Origin of the sequence: Nocardia implantans (assembly GCF_035544775.1) — a bacterium.
GTDB lineage: Bacteria > Actinomycetota > Actinomycetes > Mycobacteriales > Mycobacteriaceae > Nocardia > Nocardia implantans.
On the sequence record NZ_JAYKYQ010000009.1, the window covers coordinates 299945 to 320615 of the forward strand.

15 protein-coding genes and 1 pseudogene are annotated in these 20671 nt (G+C 71.5%); 10 read left to right on the forward strand and 6 right to left on the reverse strand.

The window, feature by feature from the left end:
* Positions 1 to 34 precede the first annotated feature (34 nt).
* Positions 35 to 1000, forward strand: a complete 966-nt coding sequence (locus tag U3653_RS22480; protein WP_195081521.1) for a cation diffusion facilitator family transporter — start codon at positions 35 to 37, stop codon at positions 998 to 1000.
* 125 nt (positions 1001 to 1125) lie between these two features.
* Here the strand turns inward: U3653_RS22480 and U3653_RS22485 are convergent, their stop codons facing one another.
* Positions 1126 to 2355: a multidrug effflux MFS transporter gene (locus U3653_RS22485; RefSeq protein ID WP_323124296.1), complete on the reverse strand. Its 1230-nt coding sequence runs from the start codon at positions 2353 to 2355 to the stop codon at positions 1126 to 1128.
* 51 nt (positions 2356 to 2406) lie between these two features.
* Between U3653_RS22485 and U3653_RS22490 the strand changes: the two genes are divergently transcribed.
* Positions 2407 to 2853: a MarR family winged helix-turn-helix transcriptional regulator gene (locus U3653_RS22490; RefSeq protein ID WP_195081520.1), complete on the forward strand. Its 447-nt coding sequence runs from the start codon at positions 2407 to 2409 to the stop codon at positions 2851 to 2853.
* 24 nt (positions 2854 to 2877) lie between these two features.
* A pseudogene (locus tag U3653_RS22495) lies at positions 2878 to 3307 on the forward strand (sigma-70 family RNA polymerase sigma factor); the annotation flags it as partial.
* Positions 3308 to 3441: 134 nt separating this feature from the next.
* Here the strand turns inward: U3653_RS22495 and U3653_RS22500 are convergent.
* Positions 3442 to 4545, reverse strand: a complete 1104-nt coding sequence (locus U3653_RS22500) for a hypothetical protein (RefSeq protein WP_195081519.1) — start codon at positions 4543 to 4545, stop codon at positions 3442 to 3444.
* A gap of 235 nt (positions 4546 to 4780) precedes the next feature.
* Here U3653_RS22500 and U3653_RS22505 point away from each other — a divergent pair, with 235 nt between their 5' ends.
* The 6 genes from U3653_RS22505 to U3653_RS22530 all read left to right on the forward strand — a co-directional run bounded on the left by U3653_RS22505 (position 4781) and on the right by U3653_RS22530 (position 12001).
* Entirely contained in the window at positions 4781 to 6934 is a 2154-nt protein-coding gene (locus tag U3653_RS22505) for a WXG100-like domain-containing protein (protein ID WP_195081518.1), read from the forward strand.
* A 24-nt stretch (positions 6935 to 6958) separates the two neighbouring features.
* Positions 6959 to 7294, forward strand: coding sequence for a hypothetical protein (locus tag U3653_RS22510; protein ID WP_195081517.1), 336 nt, complete (start codon positions 6959 to 6961; stop codon positions 7292 to 7294).
* A 7-nt stretch (positions 7295 to 7301) separates the two neighbouring features.
* Entirely contained in the window at positions 7302 to 7775 is a 474-nt protein-coding gene (locus U3653_RS22515; RefSeq protein WP_195081516.1) for a YbaB/EbfC family nucleoid-associated protein, read from the forward strand.
* 57 nt (positions 7776 to 7832) lie between these two features.
* A complete protein-coding gene (locus U3653_RS22520; protein ID WP_195081515.1) occupies positions 7833 to 10382 on the forward strand; it encodes a PPE domain-containing protein in 2550 nt (849 codons plus the stop codon).
* Entirely contained in the window at positions 10379 to 11179 is an 801-nt protein-coding gene (locus U3653_RS22525) for an ESX secretion-associated protein EspG (protein WP_195081514.1), read from the forward strand. The genes U3653_RS22520 and U3653_RS22525 overlap by 4 nt, the downstream gene beginning before the upstream one ends.
* Positions 11180 to 11260: 81 nt before the next feature.
* Positions 11261 to 12001 carry an SDR family oxidoreductase gene (locus U3653_RS22530; protein ID WP_195081513.1) on the forward strand — a complete coding sequence of 247 codons (741 nt, stop codon included), beginning with the start codon at positions 11261 to 11263 and terminating at the stop codon, positions 11999 to 12001.
* Positions 12002 to 12010: 9 nt separating this feature from the next.
* Here the strand turns inward: U3653_RS22530 and U3653_RS22535 are convergent, their stop codons facing one another.
* A complete protein-coding gene (locus U3653_RS22535) occupies positions 12011 to 15226 on the reverse strand; it encodes an ATP-binding protein (RefSeq protein ID WP_195081512.1) in 3216 nt (1071 codons plus the stop codon).
* Between the two features lie 27 nt (positions 15227 to 15253).
* Here U3653_RS22535 and U3653_RS22540 point away from each other — a divergent pair, with 27 nt between their 5' ends.
* The gene (locus U3653_RS22540) at positions 15254 to 16003 is read left to right on the forward strand and encodes a hypothetical protein (RefSeq protein WP_195081511.1); all 750 of its coding nucleotides are present in this window, start codon (positions 15254 to 15256) and stop codon (positions 16001 to 16003) included.
* A gap of 64 nt (positions 16004 to 16067) precedes the next feature.
* Here U3653_RS22540 and U3653_RS22545 read toward each other — a convergent pair whose 3' ends face one another.
* The 3 genes from U3653_RS22545 to U3653_RS22555 are packed head-to-tail and all read right to left on the reverse strand — an operon-like array spanning position 16068 to position 20645.
* Positions 16068 to 17783: an ABC transporter ATP-binding protein gene (locus U3653_RS22545; RefSeq protein ID WP_195081510.1), complete on the reverse strand. Its 1716-nt coding sequence runs from the start codon at positions 17781 to 17783 to the stop codon at positions 16068 to 16070.
* Positions 17780 to 19687 carry an ABC transporter ATP-binding protein gene (locus U3653_RS22550; RefSeq protein ID WP_195081509.1) on the reverse strand — a complete coding sequence of 636 codons (1908 nt, stop codon included), beginning with the start codon at positions 19685 to 19687 and terminating at the stop codon, positions 17780 to 17782. Before U3653_RS22550 ends, U3653_RS22545 begins: the two co-directional genes overlap by 4 nt.
* Before the next feature lie 31 nt (positions 19688 to 19718).
* Positions 19719 to 20645 (reverse strand): alpha/beta hydrolase, encoded by a 927-nt coding sequence (locus U3653_RS22555; RefSeq protein WP_195081508.1) that lies wholly within the window; start codon positions 20643 to 20645, stop codon positions 19719 to 19721.
* Between the last annotated feature and the right edge of the window lie 26 nt (positions 20646 to 20671).

Genomic DNA, 20671 nt, shown 5'->3' on the forward strand with positions numbered 1-20671 from the left:
AGAGTCCGGGGCGGTTCGTGCCAGACTGGCGTAGATGGAGCGAGCGAACGCCTTCCACGACGAGAAATCCGCGCCGACGGCCGGTGGGGAGAGCACGCGCACGGTGATCGTCGCTTTCGGCGTCAACGTCGCGGTGGCGGTGGCGAAGACGGTCGCCGCGACGCTGTCCGGCTCGGCGTCGATGGTCGCCGAGGCCGCGCATTCGTGGGCCGACACCGGCAACCAGATCTTCCTCCTGGTCGCCAACCGTCGCAGCACTCGCACCGCCGACGCGAAACGGCCACTCGGGTACGGGCGCGAGGCGTATGTCTGGTCGTTGCTTGCGGCGGTGGGTCTCTTCGTCGCAGGCGCCGCGGTATCGGTGTGGCACGGCATCACCGAACTGCTGCACGAAGGTGACAGCGGACAGGATTACGCGATCGCCTACCTCGTGCTCGGGCTCGCGTTCGTCTTGGAGGGCGCCTCGTGGCTGCAGGCCACCCGGCAACTCGGCGGCGAGGCCGAGAGCTTCGATCAGGACATCCTCGAGTACGTGCTGGAGACCTCCGATCCCACATTGCGGGCGGTCTTCGCCGAGGACAGCGCGGCGCTGATCGGCATCGTCATCGCGTTCGCGGGAATGGGACTGCACCAGCTCACCGGCGCCGCGGTCTGGGACGCGCTCGGATCGGTGCTCGTCGGCGTGCTGCTCGGGGTGATCGCCGTCGTACTCATCGACCGCAACCGGCGCTTCCTGACCGGCGAGCCCGCCTCGCCCGAACTCCGCGCCGCCGCCGCGGCCCGCATCGAGGAAATGCCCGAAGTGGCCGCGGTGCGCTTCGTGCGCTTGGAGTACGTCGGGCCCCGGCAGGTCTTCCTCGTCGCCAGCGTCGACCTGGTCGGCGATCCGGCCGAGTCGAGCATCGCGCTCACGCTGCGCTCGCTCGAGCGGGAGCTCGAACGCAATCCGCATATCGCCGACGCGGTTCTGACGATCGCCGCTCCCGAGGACGACACGTAGCGGGTGATGCGGGACCCGTGGCTGCGGGCCGAGTGACAAGCACCGGTGCCGAGCCTCCCGGCGCGCTGGACGGAGTCACGTCGTCCTCGGGCGGCATCGGGGAGCGCAGCGCCGACCCCCGCGGATCATGCGGCGACGGTCTCGTTTTCGCGCCGCACCGCCACGACCGCAGCCGTGCCACGGACGAGCAGCCGGGCGGCGAGCGCCAGCGCGGCGCTGATCACGATGGTGACCGCCATCGGGATGCCGGTCGCGGTGCCGCCCAGCCCGACCAGCGGGGACACCAGCGCGCCGAGCAGGAATTGCAGCGCGCCCAGCAATGCCGACGCGCTACCCGCGGCGTGTGGCGCCCGGCCGACGGCCAGCGCGCTGGCCGTGCCGAGAATCGCCGTGAACGAACTGACCAGGAAGAACAGCACCGGCAGAATCAGCGCCGCCGATGCGCCCGCGGCGAACAGGACCAGCAGCACGACACTCAGGGCCAGGATCACGCCCTGCCCGGCGGAGAGGATGACCTGCGGGCGCACACGCTTGGTCAGCCGCGAACTCAGCACCCCGACGGCCATCATGCCCAGCGCGTTGACGGCGAAGACCACGGTGTACTCGGTGGTCGACAGCCCGAGCACGTTCTCGATCACGAACGGGGACGCCGAGATGTAACCCATCAACCCGGCGAAGCCGAGCGCGAACACGAGGGTGTAGCCGAGGTAGCCGCGGTCGGCCACGAGGGTTCGCACGACACGGGCGGTGGCGGCGAGCCCGCCGACGTGGCGGTGTTCGACCGGCAGTGATTCCGGCACGACCAGCAGCGCACCGCAGAACATCACCAGGAAGATCGCGCTGAGGACCCAGAACTCGCTGCGCCAGCCGACCGGGACCAGCGCGCCGCCGAGCAGCGGCGCGACCACCGGCGCGATGCCTCCGATGCTGGCGAACAGGGTGAAGATCCGCGCCGCGGCCGCGCCGCTGACGCGGTCGGCCGCCACCGCGCGACCGATCACGATCCCGGCCGCGCCCGAGAAGCCTTGCGCGAAGCGCAGCACCACCAGCAGCCAGATGTTCGGCGCGAGCGCGCACAGCACCGTCAGCACGGTCGCGGTCGCCGTGGCCAGCAACAGCGGCCGCCGCCGTCCGAACCGGTCGGACAGCGGCCCGATGACGAGCTGCCCCAGCGCCAACCCGATCAGGAAGGTCGTCAGCGTCAATTGCACGCTCGACGCGCTGGTGTGCAGATCGGCGGCCAGCCCGGTGAACGAGGGCAGATACATGTCGGTCGCGAACGGCGCCACCGCGGACAGCAGGCCGAGCACCACCAGCAGCGGTCCGTTGACCCCCGGTGCGGTCGATTTCAGCACGTCGACACCTCCAGATACTTATTTATGCATAAGTAACTTACCATGGGGGGCATGAGTCGTGAATCCGACCTCCGCGAACTCGACGCCGCACTGCGGGAGCTGTCACGCGCCGTTCATCGCGCGGCCGAGCGCTTGACCAGGGTGGAGCCGCTCACCCAAGCCCAAGCCGAGGTGCTCCGCGTGATCGTGCACGAGCCGGGCACGGTCCCCGGGCGCCTGGCCGCCGTGACCGGCATGCAACCCAGCAACGTCAGCACCGTGCTGCGCCACCTGACCGAGCTGGGACTGATCGAACGCGAGACGGACCCGGCCGATCGGCGCAGCAGCCGGATCCTGCCCACGTCCAAGGCGATCGAGAATGCCGCCCGCATCGACGCGGCACGCACCCAGCTGGTTGTCGACGCGCTGTCCACCGTCGATGAAGACGAGGTCGACGCCTTGTTGGCCGCGGTTCCCGCCCTACGCGCTTTGGCCAGCGCCCTGCACAACTCCGGCTGACCCCGAACGATCTTCGCCTACGAGATGCTCGGCTCGGCCGCCGACGCCGAAGACGTCCTGCAGGAGACCTGGCTGCGGTGGGCGGGCGTCGACCTCGGCACCGTCCGGGATCAGCGGGCCTACCTGGTCCGGATTCGTCACCCGCCAATCGCTCGACCGGCTACGAACGCTGGGGCGGCGCAAAGAGTCCTCCGGCGGCCCCTGGCTGCCCGAACCGCTGCTCACCGCGCCCGACGTGGCCGAGGACGTCGAACCGGCCGACAGCGTGTCGATGGCGATGCTGCTGGTGCTGGAGACGTTGACGCCGATCGAGCGTGCGGTGTTCGTGCTGCGCGAGGTGTTCGATCTGAGCTACGACGCGATCGCCGAAGCCGTCGGCAGGAGCCCGGCGGCGGTCCGCCAGCTCGCGTACCGGGCCAGGGCGCACGTCGCGGCCCGGCGACCGCGCGGTGTGTGCCGCTGACGAGGGATCTGGCACCCACCGCGCAGCTCCTGAATCCTCCGGACTCCTGCGCGCCGACGGTAGGGCCGCGTCGTCCTCGGCCCCTCGGGGGGCGAAGCCGGGCGACCTGGTCTGCGCGGACCCCATCACCCGCTGGCGACTCCGGCCATGATCAGCTGGAGGTGGGCGTCTTCGATATCGCCCGCGCCGAAGACCTCGGCCAGCGCGGCGCGATCGATCTCCCCGCGCTCGGCGGCGAGCACCAGACCGAACGCCGCCTCGCGGGCCCGGGCGCCCGGTTGGTCCTCGACCAGCGCGGCCACTATGGCGGCGGTGTTCTCCCCGCTCCACACAGCGGGTACGGCCGCGGCGACCTCCGCGGCGGGCGGCGAGGCACCGCGGAACCACCGGCCGCCATCCCACCAGTAACAGAAGGACAGCAGCCCGATGCCCGCGCGCGGGTTCAGCAGCGGATTCGCCACCCAGATCGGCGCGCCCGCGTAGAGGTCCGGCATCGGCGCCCCGGCGTTGTAGACGGCGTCGAGAACAGGATCGTTCCACACGCCGCCGGACAGCACCGCCCGGTCGCCGGGCACGATCCACAGCGAGGAACCGCTGTGCTCGGCCCCTTCGAACAAGCCGAGCGCGGGCAGGACCCGCGGACCCCACGGGGAGCCCACCGCCACGAAGGCCGCCGACAGCACCGCCCAGCGCGCCACGAGCAACGGCAGCGCGGGCAGTCCCTCCTCCACCACCGCCGCGCCCGGCTCCGCCCCGGCCGCCGTCTCCGCCGGCCGCGACTGCCGATCGGCATGCCCGATATGGGCGGCGAGCCACACCGGTAGCCGGTCCCGCGGAAATACTTCGAGATCCGCTCGATAGACCTCGGCCGGGAAAAGGTGGTCGTCGGGGAACGGTTCGTCGCCGTAGTCGTAATCCGTCCGCACTTCACCGGATGCCGACACCAGAAGCAGATACCGCCACCAGGGGCCACCGGGCTGGGCGGCCGACGCTTCCCGGTGCCTGCGAACCAACGCCAGCACCTCCTCCGGAGGCAGGATCTGGACCGTGCGTCCCTCCGCGTCGGTGGCGACGACCGACGCCAGCTCGGCGGCGACCGTCAGCACGAAGACCGCGTGGATCTCGTGGCCGCCCCGCGGCGCGAGCCCGGTCAGCAACTCGGCGATCCGGCGGCTCGCCGGATCCGGTGGGGTGGGTCCGTCCGCGGACGGCGGCTCGGCTGCGGTCACGACGTGGCACCTCCTCGTTCGCGGCGCGAGGCTACCACCGCGCGGGAAACGAATGGTGCTGTCGAAAGCGACTTTTCGAGTCGGCCCATCGATTCATGCTGTGCGCGACGAGAATTCGCCCGGTCTTTGATGAAGGTTCAACTCACCGCGGTGTAATCCGATGACGTCGACCGCCGAGGAGGCGAACTGTGGGAAGCAACCCGAGAGGGCGCTTCGGCACCGCCGTGGAGCAACGGTGACCATCTACCTGCCCGACGGGTTGCAGTGGCTGGCCTGGGTGGCGGGCACGACCTGGCCGAAGGGTGACGAGGACGCCGCATGGGCGGTCTCGGAGGCATGGAAGACGGCGAGCAAGGAACTCCAGGCGCTGCTAGCGGCCATCGATGAGGCCGAGCAGACCACGGTGTCGGCCTACTCGCAGGGTGAAGGCGGGGCCGCGATGGGCGCCCGCTACGACGTCCTGCGCGCCGGGGATCAATCCCTGGAGGAGCTGGCGAAGCTGATGAGCACGGTCGGCGACAGCGCGTTCGACATGGGCACCGAGATCCAGGCGACCAAGATCACCGTGATCGTCACCCTGGCCTGGCTCGCGCTCGAGATCCTCTGGGCCTGGCTGTTCCCGCCGACCGCGCCCGCCGTCGAAGCGGCCGCGATCACCACCACCCGGTCCTTTCTCAAAGTGTTCGAGGACTTCGTCCAGAAGATCATCACGAATATCGCCGCCCGGCTCGGCGCCCCGACGGTCAAGCGGCACTTCTGGACGCGCGCGGTGCAGTTGCGGCCGGTGCTGCCGACGGCGAAGGGCTACGGCGTCTACGGCGTGCGGGCGATCGAGGCCGCCGCCATCACCGGAACGATCAACGGAGCGGTGCAGGTCGGCCAGCTGGCGGCGGGCAAGCGCCGCCACTTCAACGGCGGCGAGTTCGGACTGTCCATCCTCGCCGGTGTCGCGGGCGTGATCCCCGGCCGCGAGTTCGGGCGGTATCTCGGCAAAGGCATCGACAAAGTCGCGGGCAAGAACTTCGACAACGTATTCGGTCGGGTCGGCCGCGGCGCCGTGATCGGCGGCGCCTCCGGCGCGGTCGGCACCGTGTTCGGGAACGTGGCCGCGGGGGCGGTCACCGGTGACTGGTCGTCGTTCTCATCAGGTCCGGGCTGGGTCGGCGGCATCGCGCGCGGCGGCTTGGTCGGCGGAGCACGCGGCGGATTCGCGCTCGGCACACCGATTCCGCCGGGGCGCGGGGACATCCGCTCCTACGTCTGGATGCCGAAACCGTCGACCGGCAACACCGGACGCCCACCGGTCCACGACGGGTCGTCCACTGGAACCGGCGGGAGCAGGTCGGCGTCGCACACCGGCGCGGGCGGGAGCAGGCCCGCGTCGACGGCCACCGGCGCGTCGGCCGGGCGGTCGTCGCCCGCGGCGTCCACGGTCGCCGGTTCCACCGGCACCCCGGCACCGCATCCCGACGGCTCGGCATCCGGCGGCTCGCGCCCGGTCTCCGCTGTCGGCAGCGGCGGTGCCGCGTCCACCCACTCGGGCCGCTCTGGACACAGCGTGTATCACGACGCCACCAGTCAATACAGCGGAAGCGGACCATCCTTCCGGCCCGGCACCCCCGACACCATCAGCAGCGGGTCCGGGCACAGCGTGTTTTACGACCCCCCGAGTACATATAGCGGAGGCGGACCGTCCGCCCGACCCGGCACACCCGACACCGTCAGCACCGGATCGGGCCCCAGCGTCTACCACGACGCAACCAGTCAATACAGCGGAGGCGGACCGTCCATCCGGCCCGGCACCCCCGACACCATCAGCACCGGATCAGGCCACAGCGTCTACCACGACGCCGTCGGCACGAGTTCCTCGGGATCGAACTCCAGCTACTCCACCGGTTCCGGCGCGGGCGGGTCCGGTCACTTCACCGGTCGGCCCCCTACCTCGTGGGAGTCGTCGGTGGACGGCTGGAGTTCCACCGGAGGCCCGCCACCCGGCACCACGGGATCGGGATCTTCCGGGGCAGCGCGTATTCCGGTGTCCCCGCCCCCCGTTAGGCAACCGCCCGCGACGCCCGCACCCAGCGGACACGCCTCGTCCGGTGGCGGCCCCAGCCCCGCGGGTTCGCAGGTCACCGGTTCCTCGGGCACGCAAGGGAACCCGATCGCCACCAGCGCCGACGAGCCGTTCCTCGGTGAGGGTAAAGATCTGCGCGGCAAGGCCCGTCCGAAACAGTGGCCCTCGGTGGAGCCGTTGCCCGGCCCCTTCCAGCCGCCTCCCGGCGGTGCCTCGCAGCCGAGCGACTGGCTGCCGGGGCACCCTCCCCCGCAGGCCGACACACGAGCCGCCCCCGCAGGCCCCGAGGACGTGGATGTTTCGTTCACCCTCTAGACCGCCGACATCGAAGGGAGTGCCATGGCAGCCGATCGAGTAGAGGTCGACCCGGAGAAATTGCGCCGGGCATCGGAGCTGACCGGGGAGTTGTCGACCAAGGTCACCGCCATCGCGGAGAGACTGCGGAACACGCTGGGCGGCATCGAATCCGATGCCACCACGATGCCGTGGGGCGACGACAAACGGGGCAGGAAGTTCGCGCAAGGCGACAAGGGTTATCAGGCGGCTCGAAAGAACCTGCTCGACGGCGCGACGGGCGCCGCGCAAACCCTCCACGACATGTCGGAGGGCCAGCGCGCGGCCGCGGACTCGTTGACCGGCACCGACCAGGCGTCGGGCGGACAGCTGGGCGGGTGAGCGGCACATGGTGAACGAACGCCTGCACGCGGACATGGCCACGATGCTGGAGGGGCTCGGCGAGCAGTTGCGCGGAATCGCCGAACTCCAGAAGCAGCGTTCGCAGCTCACCGCGACGGTGACCGCCTGCGACAAACGCATCGAGGTGACGGTGAACGCCGACGGCATCCTGATCGCCACCAGGTTCGCCGACGACGTCCTCGATCTGAGCATCGAGGAGATCGCCGACACCGTGACGGCGGCCGTGCAGCAGGCGGCGGCCGAGGTCGCCCAGCGGAGCAGGGACCTGATGGCGCCGCTGCTGGAACGGAAGAACGCGCTGCCCAAGCTGTCCGAGATCATCGAAGGCGCTCCCGATCTCGGCGCGCTCATGCCGACCGCACCCGCCCCGCCGACGACGCCGCCCGATCCGGCGCGCTGGCCCGTCGACGATTCCGGCGTCGCGGGACCGCGGTCGGTGGTCGCCGACAACGACGACTGACGACGCGGTGCACATCCGAAGGAGCGGGGACCCGATCCCCGGCGGAGGAAGATGACGATGGCCCTCGAATCCAACACGTGGTCCGGCCTGGAGAACCAGGCGAAGGCGGGGTATCTGACGTTCGACCCGGCCGATGCCCTCGCCGCGGCCCGGGCCTGCGCCGAGCTGGTCGACGATCTGCTCGGGATGGCCGCCGCGGTGACCGACCTGCGGCTGAACAACTTCGCGCCGATCGGCACGCTGACCTCCGGCGCGCAGCTGGCGATGGCGTTCACCACCAAAGGTTCTCGCCTGCACACGATCCTCGGCGACCACGCGAAGATCGTCACCGACATGGGTGAGACCTACATCGCCGCGGGCAAGGCGTACACGAAGACCGACGGGGATTCCGGGGACACCTTCAAGGCGCTCAGCGCGCTGAAGATGCCGACCGAGGCGACGCCCTACACGCCGGGCAAGAAGGCCCCCGGTGCGCCCGACGCCGAATTCGACAAACCCAACGGTGGTTTCTCCTGGACGGACGGGGACGGCAACACCCACGTCGAGAAGGCGAACGCCGAGAGTTTTCCTTCCTCGTTGAAGGACTATCAGGGCGCGAAGGATTCCGGCGTCACGGCCAACATCGAGAACAAGGACAGTCTCAGCTTCGCCGAACTGTACGAGCTGGGGCGCGATCTCGATCCGCAACCGGTGCTCGCCGCCGCCGGCGCCTGGCACAGCCTGGCCAACGACCTGCTGAGCAGGCTGAACGATTTCGTGACCGTGATCTCCGCCGGCACCGAGGCGTGGGAGGGGCAGGGCGCCGCCGCGGCCGCGGACGCGGTCAGGTCCTACTCCGACGGCGTGCAGCCGCTGATCACGTCGATGATCGCGATGAGCCAGAATCTCGACTACACGGCGCAGTGGCTGCACCTGACCAAACTGAGCATGCCGGCGACACCGGATCCCGGGGACTGCTGCCCGGGGAGGGTGACCCGGCGGTACCGCAACGAGTGGCAGAAGCACTACGGCGAGGGCATGAAGAACACGGTGTCGGTGATGCCGGTGGTGAACGGGCCCATCGCCACACCGCAGCCCGGCGGGCAGGGGCAGAACCGACCGGGCGGCAACCAGAACCAGCCGGGCGGCAACCAGAACGCGCCCGGTGACAACCCCAACGGACAAGTGCAGGATCAGACGACCGCGGGCCGCAGGCAGCGCACCGGCTACGGAGACGAAGGCGCCGGCGACCAGAACCCGAGCCAGGACTATCAGGCGGGTTACCAAGAGGGCTACCGCGAGGGGCTGGCAGCCGGACAGGGCCAGGGCGGCTCCGAAGGCGCCGGTTCCGGTCCTGGTTCCGGAGCCGGCGTCCCCGGCGCCGACACGCAGACCGCGGGCGCTTCGCCCGCAACCGGTGGCTCCCTGCCCGCGGGCTACGACGCCGCCGGCCTCGGCTCGCAGTCGGAAGACGGATCGCCGGGCGGCGCGTCCGGTTCCGGTCCCGCAGGCCTGTTCGGCGGCGCCGCCGGGTCCCAGGGCAACACACCGCCCCCGCGCGGGTCCGGCGGGACGGGAAGTTCGGCGCTGCCGCGTGGCGGTGTGTCCTCCGGCGGACAGCCCGAATCCGCCGCGAGCAGCGGCATGGCGGAGGTGCCCTCGCTGGGTTCGGTCCCGCTGCCGCGCATGTCCGCCGGAACGGACGGCTCGTCCGGCGGGTCACCGGCGAGATCCCGTGGCACGGCTTCCGGCGCGGATCCGGCGTCCCTCGAAGACGCGCTGGCGCGGGCGACGGGCGCGGACCCGGCACAGGTGCGGTCGGTGCTCGACAACCTCCCGGGCCTGCTGAACGAGGACACCCTGGCGCAACTCACCGGGCTGCCGCCGGAGCAGGTGCGCTCGATCCTGGACAGCATTCCCGATGTCGTCGACGAGAACGCGCTGTCGGAACTCAGCGGAGTGGACCCGGCGGGCGTGCGGTCGGTCCTGGAGAACCTGCCCCGGGCATTGGACGAGCAGGCGCTCGCGGCGGCGACCCGCACGGACGGCCCGTCCTCCGCAGGGGCCGGCCTCGCCGCGCAGGACACGGCGTCGGGGGCGGCGCAAGGCGCCGGTTCGCTCGCCTCCGCGGGCCGGGAATTCCTCGGGCAGCTCGGAAAGGCGCTGACCGAGGGTCTGGACACGCTGACCCGATTCGGGAGCACGCTGCCGGGCGCGGAGAAATTGCAGGAACTGTTGCGGCAGTTCGATCCCGACGCGCTCGCGGCCGGGCACCCGCCCGTCGACGCCGCGGGCGCGGGCGGTGCGGGCTCGGCCCCCGGCGGTCCTGGAACCGGAGTCGGGGCCGGACTCTCGGAGCATCCGACGCAGCAATCCCGTGCGGCACAGCTGTTTCCGCGTGCGTCGCTGCCGGGCGCCGAGGCTCCGGTCTATCCTGCCGCGGCGGCCGCGCGGCACGATGGTGTGCCCGCGGGCGCGCCGATGATGGGAGCGCCCGGCGCCGCGGGTGGTGGCGCCGGGCAGGGCAACACCGCCCACAAGCCCGCCAAATTCCTGCAGTCCAAGGTCCATCTCGACGACGCCATCGGCGCCGTGCCCGACCGCGTGAAGCCGGTGGTCGACTCGTGAACCGGCTCTGGGAATTCACCGATCTGGAGTTCAATCTGCTCTGCGAGGAGGTCAGGCAGGGCGAGTTGCCCGCGCCGTTCGTCTTCACCAGCCGCACTCGGCTGGCGGCGGACTACGAGCAGGAGAAGGCCGAGGTCCGGCAGCGGCTGCTGCGGCGGCTCGACCACGATCTGGACGCCTTGGCGGGCGCGATCGCCAAACCCGACGTCTTCCTCGTCGCGCACGCGTGGAACGACCAGGACTTCGGCAATCCCGAAACGCGCGTCAGGGTGCACGCGGTCCGGCACCGGGCGCGCGGGTACGTGATCACCCAGCGGCCGGGTGAGACGCTCGCGCACAGCGGCGGATTCGACGCCTTCGAATGCGATCCACACGCCTTGGCCGACACGGTGGTCGGGCTCCTTCCCCGTTGCGGGGCCGGTGGGCTGGACGCCATCCGTCTCGCGCTCCCCGCCGCCCGGCCCGAACCCGAGCCGGACCGCCCCGCCGCCACGATCTCGGACAACGACGACGATGCCGACGACGTGTTCCGCAGCGCCGCGTTCTTCGACACCCCCGCCGTCAGCACGGGAATCGTCAAAGTGCTGCAGGGCCGCTCGAAGTACGGGCCGCGGGGACGGATCGAAGCGGGCCTGTTGTGGCGGGACCTGCCCGACGACGGACGTTATGTGATGCCCTTGGATCACCCGGCGCCGATCGCCACCGCCATGGGCAGCGACCGGCTGATCCTGTGGGTGCGCGACCGGATCGAGGAGATCCTCTCGCGGATGGATTCGCACATGGAAACCGAGGAGTGAGCACAACGGCGACCGAACGAACCGGTAACGGTTGCGTGAATCGCGGCTCGCGTGCCTGCCGCGCCGGGAAAGGCGACAACCATGAAACTGACAGTCATCGGCGGCACCGGACGGATCGGCTCGCAGGTGGTCGGGAAGCTGGCCGCGGCCGGGCACGAGGCCGTGCCTGCGGCGCCGTCCACCGGTGTCGACCTGATCACGGGAGAGGGCCTGGACCGGGCGCTGGAGGGAGCCGACGTCGTCATCGACCTGGCGAACTCCCCGACCTTCGACGAGGCGTCGGTGGATTTCTTCCGCATCTCCATGCGCAACCTGCTCGATGCCGGCGAGAAGGCCGGTGTCGGACATCAGGTCGTGCTGTCGATCGTGGGCGTCGACCGGGTGCCCGAGCTGGACTACTACCGGGCCAAGACCTTGCAGGAGGACCTGGTGCGGCTGGGCCCGACGCCGTACTCCATCGTGCGCGCCACCCAGTTCTTCGAGTTCGTGGACGCGGTGCTGTCCTGGACCTCCGACGACGACACCGTCCGGCTGCCCGCCACCCCGATCCAGCCGATGGCCGCCGCGGACGTGGTCGACGCGGTCGTGGAGGTCGCCACCGGCGCGCCGCTGGGCGGAGTCCGCGATGTCGCCGGTCCGGAGGTCTTCCGTCTCGACGACCTGGGCAGGCTCACCCTGGCCGCCCGGCGCGACAGCAGGACCGTCGTCACCGACGACACCGCGGGCATGTTCGCCGCCGTCTCCGGCGACGTTCTCACCGCCGGCACCGGCGCGCGTCTGGCCCCGACGCACTACCGGGATTGGCTGGAGAAGCAGCACTGAACGAAGTTCTCAGGCGAACGGCCATCGGGTCAGGCGGTCGTCGGCGCGTGACTCGTACGGTCGCGCGCCGAGTGCCCGCGCGCGGTCGCGTGCCGCGAGTACTTCGTCGCGCGCGCCGGGGAGACCGAGGATTCCGCGCGCGGTTCCGCGGTAGAGCCCGGACGGACCGAGACACACCAGTCCCGGCCACTGCACCAGCAGCGTCTCGCCCCACCCCTGGGTGAGCGGTTCCAGTCCGGCGGTGAGCTCGACCACCCGGTCGCGCTGCCCTGGCGCGCGCTGACCCACCGTGAGCAACGCTTCGATCAGCAGCGGCACCCGCACGACGACACGCGGACCGTGCCACCTTCCCGGCAGGGCGACGATCGATTCGATCGACGCCATCGCCCGCTCGTGGTCACCCAGTTCCGCCGCGGCCATCGCGACCACGAGCGCGAAGTCCTCGTCGAAATCCTCGGCCATGCGATCGGCCTCGGCCAGTGCTTCGCCGAGGCGTCCGCGGTGCCACAACTCGATCGAACTGCTCGTCAGCACCGAGGCCTCGGCGAGCAGGCGGGCCCGATCGTCGACCGTCCCGAGGTCGGCGGCGAAGCGCGCCATCAACTCCTGGGACCGGCCGTAGTCGCCGCGCAGCACCGCGAGCATCACCTGCCACCACAACTGGGTGGCCGCGAGGTCGGTGCCGCCGTCGGCGGCCAAGCGCGCGAACTCCGCCGACAACCGGCGGACCAGCCGCATGTCACCCGCCTCCAACGCGCAGATCCGCCGCAGATGAACCGCTGTCGCCCGGACCGCACGGTCGTGACCCGCGAGTTCCTCGAGTTCCTCGGCGATCTTGCGCCGGTCGGCCACGGTGACCGGATCCCAATTGCACACGAACTCCGCCAGCAGCACCTGCGGCCACGACCGGCTGCCCGGTGCGCTGCGCGCCCGCGCCTCGGCCAGGGCGTCGAGATCGCCAGGGAGTCCGTGAATCGCGCGATCGGCGGCCTCGATCGCCTCCACCTCCGCGACCAGATCGGCGTCGAGGTCGAGGCGATGAGCCAGCGCCTGCGCCCGCAGTCCCGACGAACCCGCCTGCACCACACCGTATCCGGAGAAGTACCCGGCCACCCCGCGCGGCGCGGCCAGCAGGGCGGTGCGCGCCAGCCCAGACCAGTCGCGGCGCTCACCACATCGCCGCCCGGCCCGGTCGAAGCACGCGGCGGCCTCGTCGTAGTGGCCGAGGCGGTTGTGCGCTTGTCCCGCCAGCCGATTCAACTCGATCACCGACCCCGCGTCGCCGGGATCGGCGTGGCGCATGCCACGGGCGGCGAGCTCGGCGCACTCGGTGGCCGCGTCCCGCGACAACGCCTCCCGCGCGGCGGCGGCGCAGGCGCGCGCCGCCGTGGCGTCCGGCGCATCGAGCGCGGCGGCGCTGCGATGCAACGCCTGCGCGGTGAGCGCGCCGGGTCGCAGGTCGGCAAGTGCTTCCGCGATGCGCTTGTGCAGCAGCGCCTTTCGCATGCGGCCGAGCGTGGCGAGCACGGCGGCGCGCACGAGTTCGTGTCCGAAGACGACGGCGTCGTCGCGCACTGTGACGACTCGCGCGGCGACGAGTTCGGCGATCCGGTCGTCGAAGCGGGGCGCGCCGTCGGCGGCGGCGGCCAGTCCGATCGGGGCCCGCGGGCCGATGACGGCCAGCACCTCGGCGAGCGCTCGCGCCGACAGTGACACCGCGCCGAGTTTCGCCGCCGTGAGCTCGGTGGCGGCGCCCCCGGCGTCCAGCGAACGCCCCGCCCGCACCAGATCGCACAGTTGCGCCGCCACGAAAGGGCTGCCGCCGCTCAACTCGACGATCTGGGCGCGCACCCGCAGGCCGGCCGCACCCGCGCCTGCGCGCACCAGCTCGTCCATCGCCGCGTCGGGCAGCGGCGAAAGATCGATCGCGACATGGGCGCCCGCGCGGCACAGCAAGCGCACGGCCGCCTCCACCTCGGCCGGAAGCGGCTCGGGCCGGACGGTGAGCAACAGAAGGACGGGATGGGCGCGCAGCACCCGCATCGCCGCCGCGATCGTCCGCACCGAGTCGGGGTCCGCCCATTGCACGTCGTCGATGACCGCGACCACGCGGCCGGTCTCCCGGGCGACGTCCGCGAACAAGGCCGCGAGCGCACGCGGTGTCGGGACCTCCGGGACCGCGCGCCCGGCCAGGGCGGCCTGATCCAGCCACGGCGTGAGCGTCGCCTGCGCCGCAGCGCCGACGCCGCTGCTGCCCGCGGTGAAGAAGGCCGAGTCGCCGTGGCGTCGCACGGCGTCCTCGACGACGGCCGTCTTGCCGATGCCGGGCGCGCCGCGCACCGTCACGACGGTCAGCCCGCGCCGCGACCGTTGCCTGGCGCGGTCGAGCACCGCGGCGACGTCCTCCCGTCCGACGAGGGCGGATCGTCCCGCCGCCGGAGTCGTCGACGGTGCGGCCGGATTACGGATCTCGTTCTCCACCCGCGCGGTGTCGGGCGCGGGATCGAGCCCGAGATCGTCCCGCAGCGTGCGCCGCAACCGCGCGAGGACATCCAGCGCCTCCGCGATCCGCCCGCAGTCGCGCAGCGCCAACGCCAGCAGACGGGCCGTGCCCTCGCGATGCGGATGCCGGGCGCGTTCGTCGGTGAGCAGCGTGACCGCGTGCCGCGCCCGGCCGAGCACCAGCAAGCCCTCGGCGCACATTTCCACCAGTTCACAGCGCAACTCGTCCAGACGCGCCCGTTCGGGAGCGAGTTCGGCGACGTCGCCGACATCGGCCAGCGCCTCGCCGCGCCACAGCCGTAACGCCCGTTCGAGGAGGTCGACCGCGCCGGCCACGTCACCGTCGGCGTACGCGGCTCTGGCGTCCCTGGACAGCACGTCGAGCAGATCGAGGTCGGTGCCCGATCCGCCGCAGCGCAGCACGTAGCCGTTCGAGCTGGTCTCGATCCGGACTTCGGGCAGCGGCCGCAGCGCCCGCCGCAACCGCGACACGTAGCCCTGCAGGGTGACCAGGGCGCTGTCGGGCGGGTTGCCCCGCCACAGAAGTTCGCACAGATGATCCGCGCTGCGGGAGGTGCGCTCGGCGGCGAGGATCACCAGCAGGTCGGCGTGCTTGCGCGCCGGGATGGTGCGGCGGGCGCCGTCCGGCCCGCGCACCTCCAAGGGGCCGAGCACCGCGATGGCGGGTGCGTCGGCGCCGGACCCGCCGCGCACCAGCGTCACACCAGCGCCCTCGCCGACCCTTGGCTCATGACACACACGCAAGCACTCCTGCCAACCCCGACCACCGGCGACGAGCGGACCGTGGCCGGCCGCCCCTCTCGCGAGACTGTACTGCGGATGTGCGGCGCCGCGCTGACCATCGGCGGGGCCCTGTGCATGGCGGGCGGCACACTGCACCCGATCGTCGCGGGCAAGGGCCATTCGGTCGAGGCGCTCACCAGTCCCGGCACGCCGATCGCGCAGACGCTGCTCGGTATCGGCACCGTCCTGCTCGTGCTCGGCCTGCCGGGCATGTACGCCTGGCTGCGACCGCGACTCGGCCCGGCCGGATTCGCCGGCACGGTCGCCTATCTGCTCGGCAATATCGTCACCGCGACCGGTCATCTCACCGTCGAACTGTTCGTCGCCTACCCGTTCGCGTCCGATCCGCGGACCGCGCACCTGATCGCGGGCAACGACAACATGATCGACACGACCGCGTTCGCGCTGTTCAACTCGATCGGCGGCGTGGTGATGCTGGCCGGTATGGGCCTGCTGGGCGCGAGCCTGCTGCGCCACAACGCGATTCCCCGCTGGATCGCCGTGCTCACGCTGCTCGGCATGGTCGGCTTCTTCCTGCCGATACCCGCCACCCAAGGGCTGTCCGGTTTCATCTACGAGGCGCCCCGCGGCATCGCCGTCGCCGCCATCGGTGTGCTGATGCTGCGCAGCCCGGCGGGATTGCGCCGCTGGGCGGCCCGCGGCGGGGCAGCGCAGGACGACGAGCGCACCCCGTGATCGGTCCGGTTCGAGCCGGGATGTCCGCACCATGGCCGTGGCGCCGGGGTGCGGACATCCGCGCTCATTCGGCAGCCGCGCCCACCGTGGACAACTCCCAGAAGCCGGCGTAGCGGCCACCGAGGCGCAACAGCTCGTCGTGGGTGCCCTCTTCCACGACTCGGCCGTCGTCCAGGAAGACGATGCGGTCGGCCCGTCGGACGGTCCGCAGCCGGTGCGCGACCAGCACCACCGTCCGGCCCGCCATGAGCCGTTCGATGCCGTCGTGAACGGCGGCCTCGTTCACCGGGTCCAGCGCGGAGGTCACCTCGTCCAGCAACACGATCGGCGCGTTCTTCAGCAACGCCCGCGCGATCGAGACGCGTTGGCGCTCACCTCCCGACAGCAGCGCGCCGCCCTCGCCGACGTTCGTCGCCCAGCCGCCGGGCAGGCGCTCGATCACTTCGTCCAGCCCGGCCGCGGTCGCCGCCGCCCGCACTTCGGCTTCGGCGGCGCCGGGACGGCCCAGACGCACGTTCTCCTCGATCGTGCCGTCGAACAGGTAGACGTTCTGGAATACCACGGCGATCCGTTCCCGCAGCGCTTCGGTGCTGATCGCCCGCACGTCCACACCGCCGACGCGCACCGCGCCGCCGTCCACGTCGTAGAACCGCGCGAGCAATTGCAGCAGTGTGCTCTTGCCCGCGCCGGACGGCCCGACGATGGCCACCCGCTGCCCCTCCGGGACCGACAGCGACACGCCGTCGAGCACGGTACGGTCGCCGTGCCGGAACACGACGGACTCGAACGCCAGGTCGTGGCCGGCCGGCCGAACCGGTTCGCGAGGTTCGGGCAGCGGCTCGGCGCGCAGCACGGTGTCGAGCCCGCTCAGCACGGTCCGCGCGCTGCGCAGCTTGCCACCGATCTCCGACAGCGACAGCAGCGGATCCGCGCAGCGGGCGACCAGCACCAGCAGCGCCAGCATCTCCGCCGCGCCTGCGTCACCGCCGAGCGCGAGGTAGGCGCCGAGGGCCAGCAGCACGGTGAACAGCGCTTGGACGGTGAGCGTCAGGCCGACCATGCCGGGCAGCGCGGACAGCACGGCGCGGCGGGAGGCGCGCTCGAGTCCCGACAGCGCGTCGTCGAGCAGCCGGAACCGTTCGGTCGTGCGGCCACCGGCGCGCAGCACCGGCTGTGCCTGGAGATATTCGACGACCCTCGCGGTGGCCTCCTCGGCGCGCTCGACGCGGTCGGCGTCGGTGGCGGCCATCGCGCGTCCGGTCCAGATCTGGATGGCCGCCACCACCGGCACGGCGACCAGCGCGGCCAGCCCCATGTGCCAGTCGAAGGCGAGCAGCACGGCGACGATCGTCAGCGGCGTCACGCAGGCGGAGATCATCGGCGCCAGCAGATGCGCGATCACGCTCATCGCCTGCAGCACACCCTCGCTGGCGAGGACCGACACCTCGCCGACGCGACCGGCGGTGAACCAGCCGAGCGGCAGCCGGGCCAGGTGATCGCCGAAACGGTGATAGACGCCGCCCAACAACGTGGTTCCCACCAGGAACCCGGACAGATCGCTGCGATAGCGCAAGGCCGCGTAGCAGGCGATCGCCGCCCCGAAGGCGATCAGCCACGGCCAGGCGTCGGCGGGCGTGCTCCCGAGCAGGGCTCGCAGCACCGGAACCAGGAGAGCGTAGGACAGCCCTTCGGCCACCGAGGTCGCCGTCATCAGGGCCACGGTGCGACGTACGGCCGGGGCGTACTCGTGTCCGAGCACGCGCAGCAACATCCGGATCATCGCAGCTCATCTCCTCGCGGTGTCTGGTCGGCGAACGACGGCGCGCGCACACCATGCTTGCTCCATGGCCCGAATTCACGCCGCAGCATGGCGCCGAGGGTTTCGGTCTTCTCGGTGAGCGGGGGCCGGTGGGAACGCCAGAATTCGGCGAACCTACCGTTGCCGGCCAGCAGTTCGCCCGGCTTGCCGCGCTCGACGATCGACCCGTTCTCCAGCACGACGACGGTGTCCGCGTCGGCGATGGTTTCCAGCCGGTGGGCGATGACCAGGATGGTCCGATCGCCGTCCAGCGTCGCCAGGGCTCGGCGCACCGCCTGCTCGGTGTGCGGATCGGCGAAGGCGGTGGCCTCGTCGAGCACCAGCACGGGAGTGTCGGCCAGCAGCGCGCGTGCGATCGAAAGCCGTTGCGCTTCACCGCCCGACAGCTCGGCTTCCGCACCGAGCACGGTGTCGTAGCCGCGCGGCAGTTCGAGGATCCGATCGTGGATGTTCGCCAGCCGGGCCGCGCGCACCACGTCGCCGAAGTCGGCGTGCGGCACCGCCAGCGCGATGTTGTCCGCGACCGACGCGCGCAGCAGCCGCACGTCCTGGAAGACGAAGGAGACCATCCGGTAGAGCGCCCGGCTGCCGAGTTCGCGCAGATCGACACCGCCCAGCAGGACCGCGCCGTGGGTGGGGTCGAAGAATCGGGGAAGCAGCTGAACCAGCGTGGACTTCCCGCTGCCCGACGGCCCGACGACCGCGGTGACCGTCCCCGGCTCGAGCACCAGGTCGATGCCGCGCAGCACCTCGTGCTCGGTGTGGTAGCCGAACCGCACGTCCCGCAGTTCCACCCGATGTCCCCGCGGCGCGATCGGACGCGAAGGCTCCGGCAGCGACGGCACCGCGAGCACTTCCCGGATCCGGCCGACGGCGCGCCGGGCCGCTTGCAGATCGTCGAAGCCGTGGCCGAGCGCCGCCACCGGAGCGGTCAACCCCAGGCCGAGCAGCAGGAAGGGCAGCAGGTCCGGCGGGGCCATGGCGCCGCCCGTGATCAGGACCGCGCCACCGGTCAGCACGACCAGCAGCACGAACGGCGGCGACAGCACCACCTGCATCGCCGCGCCGAGTCCGGCCAGACCGCGCACCATACGCAGAAAGGAGTCCGTGAAATCGTCTGCCGCGGTGCGGAATTTCCGGTGCGCGCGCTCACCGGAGCCGAACGCCTTGACCACCCGGATACCCTGCACGAATTCGACGGTCGCGCTCGCGATGCGCGCCATTCCCGCGTCGAACTCCTTCTGCTCACGCAGGCGGGCGGGGGTCATCATCAAGGGCACCAGCGCCACTGCCAGCGCCACCGGCAGCAGCGTGATCACCGTGAGCCGCCAGTCCACGGTGAACAGATAGATCAGCGACACCAGCGGCACGACGAATGCGGCGACGAGTTCGCCGGGCGTGTGGGCGATGAGCGGGTGCACGGTACCGACGTCCTTGCCCACGATCTTCGCCAGCTCGCCGGCGCCGCGCCGGGCGAACCAGCCGATCGGCACCCGCCCCAGTCGCGCGGCGAGTTTCCGGCGGAAGGCCAGTTGCACCCGGCTGTCGAGCAGGTGCCCGATTCCGGACGACGCGGCCGTGAACAGCAGCCGGACGAACAACCCGGCCGCACCCGCGACGACGATCATCCGGACATGGCCGTGATCGACCGGGCCGGGCGACAACAGCGTCCGGCCCAATTCGACGACCGCGAGCAACGGCGCCAGACCGGCGACGGCACCGACGATCTGCAGGACGACGACCGCGGCGAATCCGCCCAGGTACGGGCGCAGCAGCGCGGTCATACCTCCGCCCGCCGGGGAATCGCCGTCCGGCGAGGGTGGTGTGGATTGCTTGCTCGCCTCGGCGATCTCGATGGTGGTCATCGTGCTCTCCTCTCGACCGATCGCTCTGCGCCTACGCCGTTTTCGAGCCGGGCGCCGGGACCAGCGCGCGGCGGAGCACGGCGGCGAATTCGGCGCTCTGGCGCCGGGACACGTCGGCGGACCGGATCGCCTGCGATCCGTGGAACGTGCCGGGCCACTGGTGCAGCTCCACCGGCACGCCCGCTCGCAGCAGGCGCAGCGCGTACTCGATGTCCTCGTCGCGGTTCGGGCAGTACTCGGCGGTGGCGATGTAGGCGGGCGGCAGGCCGGACAGATCCGTGGCGCGCGCCGGTGCGGCATACGGCGTCGCGGGCGCGCCGGCCAGGTAGTGCTGCCACATCTGGGCCACTTTCGCCCGGGTCACGAAGGGGGTATCGGTGAAATTGCGCGCCGACCACGCCAGCTGACGATCGTCGAGGACGGGTTGGTTGAGCAGTTGGAAGCGGATCGGCGGCCCTTGCTCGTCCCGGGCCCGCAGCGCGACCGCGGTCGCGAGCCCAGCGCCCGCGCTGTGCCCGCCGATCGCGATCCGCGCCGGGTCGATGCCGAGTTCGGTCGCGTGCTCGGCGGTCCAGGCCAGCACGGCGTAGACGTCGTCGGGCGCGGCGGGGAACGGATGCTCGGGAGCCAGGCGGTAGCCGACCGAGATCACCGTCACGCCGGAGTCGTCCGCCAGCAGCGTGGCCCACGGATGTTCGGTGTCCAGGTCGCCCATGACGAATCCGCCGCCGTGCAGCCAGATGAGGGCGCCGCCCTCGGCCCTGGCCGGCCGGTATATCCGTATCGGCACCTCGGCATCGCCCGGCACCGTGCGGTTTTCGACCGACATGCCCGCGATGTCCGGCACCGGGATCGCGGCGGCCAACTCGGCGAGATGCTTCCGGGCGATGGCGGGGTCGCTCAGATCGGCAGGGGGGAAGAACGAGACAGCGGCCTCGAGTTCGGGATCCAGAATCATGCGTCGATGGTCGCGCCGTCCTGGCT